This is a genomic window from Pseudomonas sp. S3E17, assembly GCF_024168685.1.
In the GTDB taxonomy this organism is placed as follows: Bacteria; Pseudomonadota; Gammaproteobacteria; order Pseudomonadales; family Pseudomonadaceae; genus Aquipseudomonas; species Aquipseudomonas marginalis.
The window spans coordinates 5,264,245-5,279,170 of the sequence record NZ_JALJWE010000001.1 but is presented as its reverse complement, the minus strand read 5'-3'; the positions used below and the strand labels follow the sequence as shown (position 1 = coordinate 5,279,170).

General features: G+C 61.9%; 8 protein-coding genes. 4 read left to right on the top strand and 4 right to left on the bottom strand.

The features are described 5' to 3' along the window. Positions 1-152: 152 nt before the first annotated feature. Entirely contained in the window at positions 153-2,846 is a 2,694-nt protein-coding gene (locus J3D60_RS23800) for a bifunctional diguanylate cyclase/phosphodiesterase (protein ID WP_253493031.1), read from the top strand. Positions 2,847-2,918: 72 nt separating this feature from the next. After that, positions 2,919-3,566, top strand: coding sequence for a peptide-methionine (S)-S-oxide reductase MsrA (gene msrA, locus J3D60_RS23795; RefSeq protein WP_253493030.1), 648 nt, complete (start codon positions 2,919-2,921; stop codon positions 3,564-3,566). A 76-nt stretch (positions 3,567-3,642) separates the two neighbouring features. Here msrA and J3D60_RS23790 read toward each other — a convergent pair whose 3' ends face one another. After that, entirely contained in the window at positions 3,643-4,479 is an 837-nt protein-coding gene (locus J3D60_RS23790) for a 23S rRNA (adenine(2030)-N(6))-methyltransferase RlmJ (protein ID WP_065940824.1), read from the bottom strand. A gap of 175 nt (positions 4,480-4,654) precedes the next feature. Between J3D60_RS23790 and J3D60_RS23785 the strand changes: the two genes are divergently transcribed. Then, a complete protein-coding gene (locus tag J3D60_RS23785; RefSeq protein ID WP_065940823.1) occupies positions 4,655-5,932 on the top strand; it encodes an O-acetylhomoserine aminocarboxypropyltransferase/cysteine synthase family protein in 1,278 nt (425 codons plus the stop codon). Here J3D60_RS23785 and J3D60_RS23780 read toward each other — a convergent pair. The 3 genes from J3D60_RS23780 to putP all read right to left on the bottom strand — a co-directional run bounded on the left by J3D60_RS23780 (position 5,918) and on the right by putP (position 10,360). Beyond that, positions 5,918-6,643, bottom strand: coding sequence for a DUF4123 domain-containing protein (locus J3D60_RS23780; protein ID WP_253493028.1), 726 nt, complete (start codon positions 6,641-6,643; stop codon positions 5,918-5,920). The two genes, J3D60_RS23785 and J3D60_RS23780, sit on opposite strands and share 15 nt — an antisense overlap. Then, entirely contained in the window at positions 6,618-8,672 is a 2,055-nt protein-coding gene (locus J3D60_RS23775) for a type VI secretion system tip protein VgrG (RefSeq protein ID WP_253493026.1), read from the bottom strand. The genes J3D60_RS23780 and J3D60_RS23775 overlap by 26 nt, the downstream gene beginning before the upstream one ends. 203 nt (positions 8,673-8,875) lie before the next feature. Beyond that, on the bottom strand, positions 8,876-10,360 hold the full coding sequence (gene putP / locus J3D60_RS23770; protein ID WP_065940820.1) for a sodium/proline symporter PutP: 1,485 nt from the start codon (positions 10,358-10,360) through the stop codon (positions 8,876-8,878). A gap of 460 nt (positions 10,361-10,820) precedes the next feature. Between putP and putA the strand changes: the two genes are divergently transcribed. Beyond that, positions 10,821-14,774: a trifunctional transcriptional regulator/proline dehydrogenase/L-glutamate gamma-semialdehyde dehydrogenase gene (gene putA, locus J3D60_RS23765; protein ID WP_253493024.1), complete on the top strand. Its 3,954-nt coding sequence runs from the start codon at positions 10,821-10,823 to the stop codon at positions 14,772-14,774. The last annotated feature ends 152 nt before the right edge of the window (positions 14,775-14,926 follow it).

The window sequence follows — 14,926 nt, the reverse complement described above, 5'->3', positions numbered from 1 at the left end:
AGAATTCCCCCGCCCGGCCGATAACCCCCTTATAGCACTTAGCCTTCATCCTCTCTTGTCAGCCCGCGCCGCATGATGCAACCTTGCCGCAGGCAACAGTAAAGAGGGCGTGAGCCCGGCGCCGTGCGCGTTATTTGAAGTGAGTTCCCCCCATGAAAAGCCAACCCGATGTCGCCCGTATGGCGGCCGAGGTAGTGACGCAGTTACCGGTGCCTTCGCGCCTCGGTATGCTGCGTTTCGAGCGGCTTAATGAGGCAAGCTGGGCCCTTCTGTACCTCGACCCTAACTGCGAGCGCCAATTCGGCCTGTCGGCGGTCGAGCTGTGTGCGCTGCTCGGCACCCCCTTCGCCAGCCTGATGGAGCCTCAGGCGCGCTACCAACTGCACGACACCATCCAACAGCAACTGAGCGACAGCCCTCACTACCTGGTGCGCTACACCCTGCACACCAACGATGGTCCCCTGAGCCTGCTGGAAATGGGTGAAGCCTACAAACAGCACAATCGCCACCTGCTGCGCGGCTACCTGATGGTGGTCGACGGCCTGTTCAACGAAATCTCCCTGCCCGCACCGACGGAGGATCTGGAAAGCCAGAACAGCCGCCTGCAGATCGCCCTGGAGCTCAACCAGCGCGCCCAGCAGGAACAACTGCAGCACCTGGAGCGGGTGCGCGCCCAGCAGGAGCTGATCCTGTTGCTGGCCCGCCAGCGCTACACCGCCAACAATTCGTTGCAGGAAGCCGCAGAGCTGATCACCCGCAGCGCCTGTGACATCTACCAGATCGACTGCGCCAGCATCTGGAACCTCGAAGGCCAGCGCCTGGTACCGATCTCGGCCTACCACCGCGATGACCAGCAGCACCACCTGCCCGAGCCCATCGACGCCAGTTGCTTTCCGGATTACCTGGAAGCCCTGCACACCAGCCGGGCAATCGACGCGACCAACGCGATGCGCGACCCGCGCACCCGGGAAATGGCCGAGAACCTGCGCGCCAAGGATATCCACGCCATGCTCGATGCGAGCATCCGCGTCGATGGTCAGGTGGTCGGTGTGCTGTGCCTGGAACAGGGAGGCAGCCCGCGTGCCTGGCAGGCCGATGAGATTGCCTTTGCCGGCGAACTGGCCGACCAATTCGCGCAAGTGATCAACAACCACAACCGGCGTACCGCCACCAGCGCCCTGCACTTGTTCCAGCGTGCCGTGGAGCAAAGCGCCAATGCCTTTTTGCTGGTCAACTGCGACGGCGTGGTGGAGTACGTCAACCCAAGCTTTACCGCGATTACCCAATACAGCGCCGAAGAGGTCCACGGCCACCGCCTGGCCCAGCTGCCGGCCCTGGAAAACCTCAGCGAACTGCTGTTCGACGCACCGTCAAGCCTGGCCAAGAGCAACAGCTGGCAGGGCGAGTTCAAGAGTCGACGCAAAAACCTCGAGCCCTACTGGGGCCAGCTGTCGATTTCCAAGGTGTATGGCGACAACCGTGAGCTGACCCACTACATCGGCATCTACGAAGACATCACCCAGAACAAGCTGGCCCAGCAGCGCATCGAACGCCTGGCCTACACCGATAACCTGACCAACCTGGGCAACCGTCCGGCATTCATCCGCAACCTCGATGAGCGCTTTGCCCGCGACAGCGACAGCCCGATCAGCCTGTTGCTGGTGGACATCGACAACTTCAAGCGCATCAACGACAGCCTCGGCCACCAGACCGGCGACAAGCTGCTGATCAGCCTGGCCCGCCGCCTGCGCAACAGCCTGAGTGCCAGCGGCAGCCTGGCGCGTTTTGCCAGTAACGAGTTTGCGGTGCTGCTGGACGACACTGACCTGGAAACCGGCCAGCAGGTGGCCAGCCAGTTGCTGGCGACCCTCGACAAACCGATGTTCGTCGACAACCAACTGATCAGCGTCACCGGCTCCGTGGGCCTGGCCTGTGCGCCGCTGCACGGCCGCGACCCGCAGACCCTGATGCGCAACGCCGGCCTGGCGCTGCACAAAGCCAAGGCCAACGGCAAACACCAGGTACAGGTGTTCACCGAAGCCTTGAACGCCGAGGCCAGCTACAAGCTGTTTGTGGAAAACAACCTGCGTCGTGCCCTGACCCAGAACGAACTGGACGTGTTCTACCAGCCCAAGCTGTGCCTGCGCAGCGGCCGCTTGCTGGGCATGGAAGCGCTGTTGCGCTGGAACCATCCGGAAAAGGGCATGATCCGCCCCGATCAGTTCATCAGCGTCGCCGAAGAAACCGGCTTGATCATCCCGATCGGCAAATGGATCGCGCGCCAGGCCTGCCGCATGAGCAAGCAACTGAGCGCCGCCGGCCTGGGCAATCTGCAGGTGGCGATCAACCTGTCGCCCAAGCAATTCTCCGACCCGGACCTGGTGGCCTCGATCGCCACGATCCTCAAGGAAGAACAGCTGCCGGCCAACCTGCTGGAACTGGAGCTGACCGAAGGCCTGCTGCTGGAAGCGACCGAAGACACGCGCCTGCAACTGGACCAGCTCAAGAGCTTCGGCCTGACCCTGGCCATGGACGACTTCGGCACCGGTTACTCGTCGCTGAGCTACCTGAAAAAATTCCCCATCGACATCATCAAGATCGACCGCAGCTTTATCCACGAAATCCCGGACAACCAGGACGACATGGAAATCACCTCGGCCGTGATCGCCATGGCCCACAACCTCAAGCTCAAGGTGGTGGCCGAAGGCATCGAGACCGCCGAGCAACTGGCGTTCCTGCGTCGGCACCGTTGCGACGTTGGCCAGGGCTACCTGTTCGACCGGCCGATCCCCGGTGCAGAGCTGCTCGAGAAGCTTAGACGCTATCCGCGCGGGCCAATCGCCTGACAGCGCTGTAACACTCGGGCACACTGGCTGTCTGAAATTTACCGCTAACCCAACCTGACGAGAGGACTGCTCATGGTCTTGCGCTCGGAAATTCTGGTGAACAAAAACGTGCTGCCTACTCAAGAACAAGCGTTGCCCGGTCGTGAAACCCCGATGAACCTGCCGCAGACGCACTTCGTCAACGGCAACCCGCTGCTGGGCCCATTCGTCGACGACGTCGGCTTCGCGATCTTCGGCCTGGGTTGTTTCTGGGGCGCCGAGCGCAGGTTCTGGCAGCGCGATGGCGTGGTCAGCACCGTGGTCGGCTATGCCGGCGGTTTCACGCCGAACCCGACGTATGAAGAAGTCTGCTCGGGCCTGACCGGCCACAGCGAAGTGGTGCTGGTGGTATATGACCAGGCCAAGGTGAACTACGAAGACCTGCTGAAGATGTTCTGGGAACTGCACAACCCGACCCAGGGCATGCGCCAGGGTAACGATATCGGCACCCAGTACCGCTCGGTGATCTATGCGACCACGCCTGAGCAACTGGCGGCGGCGCAGGCCAGTGCCGAGGCCTATCAGGCCGAATTGACCAAGGCCGGCCTGGGCACCATCACCACCGAAATCGAAGAGGCGCCGACGGTGTACTTCGCCGAGGCGTATCACCAGCAGTACCTTGCGAAGAATCCACAGGGCTACTGTGGGATCGGCGGCACCGGCGTGACTTGCCCGATCTGAAGATCGGAGCTGCAAGTTTCAAGCTGCAAGTGGTGTTTTCTGATCTCACTTGCAGCTTGAGGCTTGCAACTTACAACTACTCAGCTATGAGCCAATCCATCTGCCACCCACCCTGGGTCTGGCCAAGCTTCTTGGACAGCCACGGCAGCAGCTCGCGCAACTCCTCTTCCAGGCCCCACGGCGGGTTGGCAATCGCCAGGCCCGAGCCGGTCAGGGTGTTGGGCGTGTCCAGCGGATGCACCAGCAATTCCACGCGCAGCAACTTCGGCGCACCGGTGCCGGCCAGGTCCTGGTAGAAGCGACGCAGCATGCGCTGGTCCTTCACCGGGTACCAGATCGCCGCGACGGTCTGGCGCATACGGCTGACGGCTTCCTTGAGGGAGGCAGCGCAGCGCTGCATTTCGTCGAGTTTTTCAAACGGCGGATCGATCAGCATCAACGCGCGCTTTTCCGGCACCGGTAACAGGGCACGCGGCACATGCCAGCCTTCGCCCAAATGAACCTTGACCCGACGATCGCCCTTCATGTTGTCCTTGAGCAACACGCCGTCTTCCGGGTGCTTTTCATTGAGCAACACGCGGTCCTGGGGGCGCGTAAGGCGGCGCGCCAGCTCCGGCGAGCCCGGGTAGTAGCGCAACTGGCCATCGGGGTTCATCTCGTGCAGCACGCGCATGTAATCGGCGGTCAACGCTGGTAGATCGTCGGCGCCCCACAAACGCGCGATACCTTCCAGGTACTCACCCGTGCGATTGGCCTGGTCACCTTGCAGGTCGTACAGACCAATCCCTGCATGGGTGTCGAGGTAAGCGAACGGCTGCTCCTTGCGCGACATCAGGGCGATGAGGCGGGTCAAGGTCAGGTGTTTGAAGACATCGGCGTGGTTGCCGGCGTGAAAGGCGTGACGATAATTCATGGTTGCTCCTGCGCAGGGGGCGAAGTTTACCTTCTACGGGCGCAAAGGTGCAGGGCCGCATGCCGGGCGGTGCTTATGCCGCAAACGCAGGCAGCCCGTTGAAAAAAATCTAAATGTCGACGGCGAGGCGGATTTATTGTGGCCATCCACCACTCCAGGGAGGTCAATAACAATCATGAAAGACGCCACCATCGCACTGCACCACGGTTTCAAGTCGGACCCGACCACCAAGGCGGTCGCCGTGCCGATCTACCAGAACGTCGCCTTCGAATTCGATAACGCCCAACACGGCGCCGACCTGTTCAACCTGGACGTACCCGGCAATATCTACACGCGCATCATGAACCCCACCAACGATGTGCTGGAGCAGCGCATCGCCGCCCTTGAAGGCGGTATCGCAGCGCTGGCCGTCTCGGCCGGCAGCGCGGCGATCCACTACGCCATCCAGACCTTGACCCGTGCGGGTGACAATATCGTCACCACACCGCAACTCTACGGTGGCACCTACACGCTGTTCGCCCACCTGCTGCCGAGCTTTGGCGTGGAGGTGCGCTTCGCCCGGGACGACAGCGCCGCCGCCATCGCCGAACTGATCGACGACAACACCAAGCTGGTGTACTGCGAAAGCATCGGCAACCCGGCGGGCAATATCATCGACATCGAAGCCCTGGCCGACGTCGCCCATGCCCGCGGCGTGCCGCTGGTGGTGGACAACACCGTGGCCACGCCGATCCTGTGCAAACCGATCCAGTTCGGCGCCGACATCGTGGTGCACTCGGTGACCAAGTACGTCGGCGGCCATGGCAACTCCCTGGGCGGTGTAATTGTCGACAGCGGCACGTTCCCGTGGACGAAATACTCGGATAAATTCCCCGGCCTCAACCAGCCCGAGCCGGCCTATCACGGCGTGGTCTATACCGAAAAATTCGGCCCCGCCGCCTTCATCGCCCGTGCCCGTACCGTGCCACTGCGCAACACCGGCGCGGCGTTGGCCCCGATGAATGCCTTCCTGTTGCTGCAAGGCCTGGAAACACTGGCGTTACGCATGGAGCGCCACACCGAAAACGCCCTGAAAATCGCGCAATTCCTGCAAGGCCATGCCCAGGTGGAATGGGTCAGCTACGCCGGCCTGCCGGACCACCCGCACCACGCATTGGCGCAGAAATACATGCAGGGCAAACCGTCGGCGATCCTGTCCTTCGGCTTGAAGGGCGGCTTTGATGCCGGTGTGCGCTTCTATGACGCCCTGCAAATCTTCAAGCGCCTGGTCAACATCGGCGACGCCAAGTCCCTGGCCTGCCACCCGGCTTCCACCACTCACCGACAGATGAACGAGCAGGAACAGGCCAAGGCCGGCGTAAAGCCGGAAATGATTCGCCTGTCAGTGGGTATCGAAGCGGTCGAAGACCTGATCGACGACCTGCAACAGGCGCTGGCCTCAACTCAGCTCTGAGTCCAGGTAGCCCGCCAGCGCTTCAGCGCTGATGTCCGTACTGCGCGCGAAGTAGGCGACCTTGTGCCGCAAGGTCGCCGGCGTGAAAGCGGCATACAGGTCGGGGCGCTGTTCTTCCAGCCACTGCAGCAGGTTGTCGATCAGGGTCTGCGGCGACTGCGCGGCCAAGTGCGCCAATAACGCGTCAGGCACTCGCCACCAAGGGCTGGCCTTGGCCGCAGTGACCGATGGCGTCGCCACGCTCAACGGCTGGCCATTGATCAGATAGCGCTGGAACACGGGCAGTACTGCGCCGATTTCATCGCCCAGTTTCTGCACAATCGGCAGAAACTGGGCGCCATCCCAGAAGCGCAGGAATACGCTCCGCTCATCGGGAAGCACTATCTTGGTCAGGCCTTGCAGGTGAGCAACCACGACTTCCAGTGGGCTGGACGATACCGCCAGCCAACCCCAGTCCGAGGCTTCAGTGGCTGCGATCCAATCGAGGAAGGCACTGTCGGGTTCGACAACCCCTGCGTAGGGCATCACCTCATCCCACCCGGCATAGGCCGTGCCCGCCCAGAGCGCTTGAGGCAACATCCCGCCGGCCGAGACTTGCCACGCAGCCAGCGGCTTCGCGTCGCTGGCACTGCTCAGTACCACGTAAAGCCGCTCATTGGGGAGTAGAGGGAATTGTGCCAGCCAGTCATCGGGGCTCAACGGTTGGGACATCAGGGTAAATTCCTTTTAAGGTTGAATGGAATGGGAGGGCGCACTGCCCGTCACTGCAGCGTTGGCACTCTTCACAAAACGGCGCGCTCCGTTTCAGGCTGGCGACCTGTATCCGGCTCAGCGGTGCGGGTATAACCGCCAGCAACGCCGCTTTCACCCCAGGCATCAATGGCGACGCCGCCGGAGCAGGCGCGCCTCCCAGTTGAATGGGCGTGCTGCTGAAAATCCCCTCTGCCGACAGCGTGATCGACTGCCCACCGGCCTGGATTGTCACGCTTGCGCCCGCATCAATGACAACACTCTGCCCGGCGCCCATCCGGATCGTCCGCCCGGCCCGCATCTGCTGCGAACCGCCGACCACCAGATGGTCGTCCTGCTTGAGTTCCGTCAAACGGTTGCCATGGGTGATGCGCTGCTCTTCGCCTTGCAGCTCATGGTGCGACTCACCGCCCACCCTGATGCGTCGCCGATGGTCGATCTGCACCTGCTGGTCATGCAGCACATGCTGGGTCCAATCCCGCTGGGCGCGCAGGTAGATCTCCTCGGCGCCCTTGCGGTCTTCGATGCGCAGTTCGTTGTAGCCACCGCCACCGGGGCTGCTCTGGCTACGGAAGATACTGCGGGTCTTGTCTGCCGGCAGGTCGAGGGGGACCGGGGTCGCCGCGTTCGGCAGGCAGCCCATCACCAGCGGCATGTCCATATCGCCATTGACGAACCCCACCAGTACTTCCATGCCCACTCGCGGGATAAGTACCGAGCCATAGCGGTCATGGGCCCAACCGCTGGCCACCCGCAGCCAGCAGCTGGAATGATCGTCATGCGCCCCAGCGCGATCCCAGGCCAACTGCACCTTGACCCGGCCGTATTCGTCGCAGTGGATTTCACTGTCGACGGGGCCGGTCACCACTGCGTTTTGATAACCCGACAACGCCGGCCGCGCCTGCTCAGGCAAGGGTGGGCGGAAGATCACGTCCCACGGAGTCGCCACACATTCATTGCGATACCCCTGAAGAAAATCTCCACCGCCAACCTCGGTGACAGCCTCCTCCAGAACCTGGGGCTGCCTGCCTTCGTGGGTCACTTGCGTCACCAGCCACACGTCATTCCATTCGTCCCGCGGATGCCCGGTCAACTTGAAGAACCGGCCGCTGCTCAATGCAGGGTCATCGCCGCTGGCACGGGCTATTCGATAGTCGCTACGGTGCCGCTCCAGGCCACGTTGCGCGAGATATTTGCCGTGGGGGCGATCGGAAAAGTGACCGGGGTAGGCCTGCGCCTCAAACCGTGGAAGCTGTTCGCCGACCACGCCACTCTCCAGCACCAGGCTTGGCTTGAGAAAGTCGTAGTCACGCAGGTTGACCGCGGTGGTGCGGGTTTCCAACCGCAGCGCAAAGCGCTTGATGGCCGGCGTATCCGCCACCATCCCGGAGCCCGGCATGTAGGGCGTAGGCTGATCGGGCGGGGCGAAAACGGTCTGGTCATCGCCAAACACCAGCAGGTGTCCTCCGGGCGAATGCTGGAAGTGATAGTGAATCCCCTGTTCGGCACACAGGCGCTGAATGAAGGCCAGGTCGCTCTCGCCAAACTGCACGCAATACTCGCGTTCGGGATAGGCACCACTGAGGTGAAATTCGAATTGGTCCGTATGGAGCCGCTGCTCCGCCAGCACCTGCGCAATGATCTGCGGCACCGTCTTGTGCTGGAAGATCCGCTGGTGACTGCTGTGCGCGAGATAGGCCAACTGCGGCACAAGGCTGATCTGGTAACGCGTCAGCCGCCTCCCGGAATCGCCCTGCGCGACCCGATAAACCAGGCCATGGACACCACGACCGTGAGCATCGAAGCCCAGGTATGCCGGGCGATGCAGCAGGCTTTCCAGGTCCAGGTCGGGCTGTTCGCTGACCAGTTCAAGATCAAAACGATACGGCTGGCTGATGGCTTCGCGGCCCTGGAACTCAAACACCTTGAGTTCACTTGGCACACCGTCGAGGGTCAGGGTAAAGGCACTTTGATTGGCAGGAGCGAACATCCGGTGTTTCTCTGCGAGGGGTGGGCGGGAGATTCTGCACCACTGCCTCACCCTGCCGGGCACAGTCCTAACAAATCAGTAAAACCCTACGTGTGTGCGTAGGAGTCCTACTCAGTCCAGCTCGAATCGCACGCAAAAAAAGACCCGCCATCCGTAGGACGCGGGCCTTCTTTTAATTCATCGAGCGCTCAGCGCCCGGCGAATCACTTGTTGAGGTTGTAGTCTTTTTCCGCCGCATCAAAGCGCTCGACCATACCGGCTGTCGGTGCGCCCAGCTTGCTCACGACGTAGATCGCCAGGCTGGCGAAGATGAAGCCTGGGATGATTTCGTACAGGCCCAGCAGTTCGAAGTGCTTCCACACGATCACGGTGACCGCGCCGACCAGGATCCCGGCCAGTGCGCCGTTACGGGTCATGTTCTTCCAGATCACCGAGATCAGCACCACAGGGCCGAATGCAGCGCCGAAACCGGCCCAGGCGTAGCTCACCAGGCCCAGGACGCGGTTGTTCGGGTTGGCGGCCATGGCGATGGCGATCAAGGCCACCAGCAGTACCATCAGGCGGCCGACCCAGACCAGTTCAATCTGGGAAGCGCTTTTGCGCAGGAAAGTCTTGTAGAAGTCTTCGGTCAGGGCGCTGGAGCACACCAGCAACTGGCAACTGAGGGTGCTCATGACCGCAGCCAGGATGGCCGACAGCAGTACGCCCGCGATCCATGGGTTGAACAGCAACTTGGCCAGTTCGATGAACACGCGTTCATGGTTCTCGTTGACCGGGCCCGCGACTTCCGGGTGCGCCGAGAAGTAGGCGATGCCGAAGAAGCCCACGGCCACGGTGCCGCCCAGGCACAGGATCATCCAGGTCATGGAGATGCGACGCGCGTTGGCGATCGACTTCACCGAATCCGCCGCCATGAAGCGCGCGAGGATGTGTGGCTGGCCGAAGTAACCCAGGCCCCAGCCCATCAGCGAGATGATGCCGATGAACGTGGTGTTTTTCAGCATGTTGAAGTTGTCGGGGTTCTTGGCTTCGATAGCCAGGAAGGTGGTGTCGACGCCACCGGTGGCCAGCAGCACGATGATCGGTGTAAGGATCAGCGCGAAAATCATCAGCGTGGCTTGTACGGTGTCGGTCCAGCTGACGGCCAGGAAACCACCCACAAAGGTGTAGGCAATCGTCGCCGCAGCGCCGGCCCACAGCGCGGTCTCGTAGGACATGCCGAAGGTGCTTTCAAACAGACGGGCACCGGCCACGATGCCGGACGCGCAGTAGATGGTGAAGAACACCAGGATCACGACCGCAGAGATGATCCGCAGCAGGCCGCTTTTATCTTCGAAACGGCTGGAGAAGTAGTCCGGCAGGGTCAGGGCGTCGCCGTTGTGCTCGGTCTGTACCCGCAGGCGACCGGCCACGAACAGCCAGTTGAGGTAGGCACCGACGATCAGGCCGATGGCGATCCAGCTTTCCGACAGGCCGGACATGTAGATCGCGCCCGGCAGGCCCATCAACAACCAGCCGCTCATGTCGGAAGCACCGGCTGACAAGGCAGTCACCACGCTACCGAGGCTGCGACCGCCCAGGATGTAATCGGAAAGGTTGTTGGTGGAGCGATAGGCCATGAAGCCGATCAGCACCATTGCTGCGATGTAGATCACGAACGTGATCAGGGTTGGATTACTAACGCTCATAGGAGTGACGCCCTGGCTTTGTTTTTATGTAGCAGCGGTCTGTCAGACGGCCACCCACTGAAAGTAGGTAAACGTAACTGCGTGCCGCGCATTTATGACTGACGTTTCCCCAGGAAAGCCGCCAGCCGATGAACCAAACCATTCAGTCGGTTGCACCTTGGGCGCGAATGCTATTCAACAAAGCAAATAAGGTGCAACCAGTTTCTTGGGAATAAGTTGCACCCAAGTGTAAAACCCGCAAAACGCCCCTTTTTTGCTCCTTTTCGGAGCAAGAACAGCCGATCTCAGAAGCAAATGCACCAAGCCGAAGCGGATTCCGTCGACGGCCGATTTTTTTCCGATCAAGCGACGAAAAATTCATCAACAAAATGGGTTGCACCCGGTTGCACCTCTCCCTGAGCAAAGCTAATCTTGCCGCCAGCTGATGCCACTCGGTAGTGGCACCCATGAGGATAAGAAAATGGCTACGACCACCCTTGGGGTCAAACTCGACGACCCGACCCGCGAACGCCTCAAGGCGGCCGCGACCTCCATTGATCGCACGCCGCACTGGCTGATCAAGCAGGCGATTTTCAATTACCTGGAGAAACTCGAGGGTGGTGCAACCCTGACCGAACTCAACGGCTTGAGCAGCAAGGACGCTGACGACGCAGGCGAAGTCCAGAGCGACCACGCCCACCAGTGCTTCCTTGAGTTCGCCGAGAGCATCCTGCCGCAATCCGTACTGCGCGCTTCGATCACTGCCGCTTACCGTCGCCCCGAGCCGGAAGTGGTGCCGATGCTGATCGAACAGGCCCGCCTGCCGGTGCAAATGGCCGAAGCCACCAACAAGCTCGCCGCGTCGATTGCGGAAAAACTGCGCAATCAGAAGAGTGCCGGCGGCCGTGCCGGGATTGTTCAGGGCCTGCTGCAGGAATTCTCGCTGTCGTCCCAGGAAGGCGTAGCCCTGATGTGCCTGGCCGAAGCACTGCTGCGGATCCCGGACAAAGGCACCCGCGACGCGCTGATCCGCGACAAGATCAGCACCGGTAACTGGCATCCGCACCTGGGCAACAGCCCGTCGCTGTTCGTCAACGCCGCTACCTGGGGCCTGCTGCTGACCGGCAAACTGGTCGCTACCCATAACGAAGCCGGCCTCACCTCGTCCCTGAGCCGCATCATCGGCAAGAGCGGCGAGCCGATGATCCGCAAGGGCGTCGACATGGCCATGCGCCTGATGGGCGAGCAGTTCGTGACCGGCGAAACCATCGCCGAAGCCCTGGCCAACGCGAGCAAATTCGAAGCCAAGGGTTTCCGCTACTCCTACGACATGCTCGGTGAAGCCGCCCTCACCGAACACGACGCGCAGAAATACCTGGCCTCGTACGAGCAAGCCATTCACTCCATCGGCAAAGCCTCCCACGGCCGTGGGATTTATGAAGGCCCGGGCATCTCCATCAAGCTCTCGGCCCTGCACCCGCGTTACAGCCGTGCGCAATACGAGCGCGTGATGGATGAGCTGTACCCACGCCTGCTGTCCCTGACCCTGCTGGCCAAGCAATACGATATCGGCCTGAACATCGACGCCGAAGAAGCCGACCGCCTGGAACTGTCGCTGGATCTGCTCGAGCGCCTGTGCTTCGAACCGCAGCTGACCGGCTGGAACGGCATTGGCTTCGTGATCCAGGCCTACCAGAAGCGTTGCCCGTATGTGATCGACTACGTCATCGATCTGGCACGCCGCAGCCGCCATCGCCTGATGATCCGCCTGGTAAAAGGCGCGTACTGGGACAGCGAGATCAAGCGCGCCCAGGTCGAAGGCCTGGAAGGCTACCCGGTGTATACCCGCAAGGTGTACACCGACGTTTCCTACATTGCCTGTGCACGCAAGCTGCTGTCGGTACCGGAAGTCATCTACCCGCAGTTCGCTACGCACAACGCCCATACCTTGTCGGCGATTTACCATATCGCCGGTCAGAACTATTACCCCGGCCAGTATGAATTCCAATGCCTGCACGGCATGGGTGAACCGCTGTACGAGCAGGTAGTAGGCAAGGTTTCCGAAGGCAAGCTGAACCGTCCGTGCCGCGTGTACGCACCGGTCGGCACTCACGAAACACTGCTGGCTTACCTGGTGCGTCGCCTGCTGGAAAACGGCGCCAACACCTCGTTCGTCAACCGCATCGCCGATCAGTCCATCTCAATCCAGGAGCTGGTGGCCGATCCAGTGGCCAGCATCGAGCAGATGGCGACGCTGGAAGGCGGCTTCGGCCTGCCGCACCCGCGTATCCCGCTGCCCCGTGACCTGTACGGGAGCGACCGTGCCAACTCGGCCGGTATCGACCTGGCCAACGAACACCGCCTGGCATCGCTGTCCTGCGCCCTGCTCGCCACCGCCCACAACAACTGGAAGGCCGCGCCGATGCTCGGTTGCGCCGCCAGCGAACAAGCGGCGACCCCCGTTCTGAATCCGTCCGACCTGCGTGACGTGGTCGGTCACGTGCAAGAAGCCACTGTCGAAGACGTCGACAACGCGATCCAGTGCGCCATCAGCGCCGGCCCGATCTGGCAGGCCACCCCGCCCGCCGAACGCGCCGCAATCCTGGAACGTGCCGCCGACCTGATGGAAGGCGAGATCCAGCCGCTGATGGGCCTGCTGGCCCGCGAAGCCGGCAAGACCTTCGCCAACGCCATCGCCGAAGTACGTGAGGCCGTGGACTTCCTGCGCTACTACGCGGTACAGGCGCGCAACGACTTCACCAATGACGCCCACCGCCCACTGGGCCCGGTGGTGTGCATCAGCCCGTGGAACTTCCCGCTGGCGATTTTCAGTGGGCAAGTGGCTGCCGCACTGGCCGCCGGTAACCCGGCCCTGGCCAAGCCTGCCGAACAAACCCCGCTGGTCGCCGCACAAGCCGTGCGCATCCTGCTCGAAGCCGGTATTCCCCAAGGCGTGCTGCAATTGCTGCCGGGCCAGGGTGAAAGCGTGGGTGCGCGCCTGGTGGGTGATGATCGCGTCAAGGGGGTGATGTTCACCGGTTCCACCGAAGTCGCGCGCCTGCTGCAACGCAATGTCGCCGGACGCCTGGATGCCCAGGGCCGTCCGATCCCGCTGATCGCCGAGACCGGCGGCCAGAACGCGATGATTGTCGATTCCTCGGCGCTCACCGAGCAGGTGGTCATCGACGTGGTGTCCTCGGCCTTCGACAGCGCTGGTCAACGTTGCTCGGCCCTGCGTGTGTTGTGCCTGCAGGAAGATTCGGCAGACCGCGTGATCGAAATGCTCAAGGGCGCCATGGCTGAATGCCGCCTGGGCAACCCGGAGCGCCTGTCGGTGGACATCGGCCCGGTGATCGACGCCGAAGCCAAGGCCGGCATCGAGAAACACATCCAGGCCATGCGCGACAAAGGCCGCAATGTGTACCAGGTGGCGATTGCCGACGGTGAAGAAATCAAGCGCGGCACCTTCGTGATGCCCACCCTGATCGAGCTGGAAAGCTTCGACGAGCTGCAACGGGAGATCTTTGGCCCGGTGCTGCACGTGGTGCGCTATAAGCGCAAGGAGATCGACCAGCTTATCGGCCAGATCAACGCTTCCGGCTATGGCCTGACCCTCGGCGTGCATACCCGTATCGACGAGACCATCGCCAAGGTCATCGACAACGTCAATGCCGGTAACGTCTACGTCAACCGCAACATCGTCGGCGCCGTGGTCGGCGTGCAGCCGTTCGGCGGCGAAGGCCTGTCGGGCACAGGCCCGAAAGCCGGTGGTCCGCTGTACCTGTACCGCTTGCTGTCGACCCGTCCTACCGATGCGATCGAGCAATCCTTCGTACGTGGCGACAAGCTGGCGGCACCGGATGTACGCCTGCGCGACGCCATGAGCCAACCGCTGACCGCCCTGAAAACCTGGGCCGACAGCAATAAGTTCAGCGAGCTGAGTGCGCTGTGCAGCCAGTTCGCCGCGCAATCCCAAAGCGGTATCACCCGTCAGTTGGCCGGCCCGACCGGCGAGCGCAACAGCTACGCCATCCTGCCCCGCGAGCACGTACTGTGCCTGGCGGACGTGGAAGGCGATCTGTTGACTCAACTGGCGGCAGTATTGGCGGTCGGCGGTTCGGCGGTGTGGCCGGAAACCGACCTGACCAAGGCCGTGTTCCCACGCCTGCCGAAGGAGATTCAGGCGAAAATCAAGCGCGTGGCCGACTGGACCAAGGACGAGGTGGTGTTTGACGCCGTCCTGCACCACGGCGATTCCGACCAACTGCGTGGGGTGTGCCAGCAAGTGGCGCAGCGTGGCGGGGCGATTGTCGGGGTACATGGTTTGTCTCAGGGCGAAACATCCATTGCCTTGGAGCGCCTGGTGATCGAGCGTGCGTTGAGCGTTAACACCGCTGCTGCAGGCGGTAATGCCAGCCTGATGACCATCGGCTAACTGAATGTGGGAGGGGGCTTGCCCTCTCCCACATTTGATCGCATTTCAATTCCCCTCCCCTTGTTCTGCCTCTTCATCACCCAGATCAATCTTGCTATCCAGTCTTTATTCGCGCACTTAGACTCAGGCCAATTCCCCCAAAGGTAAGCCGC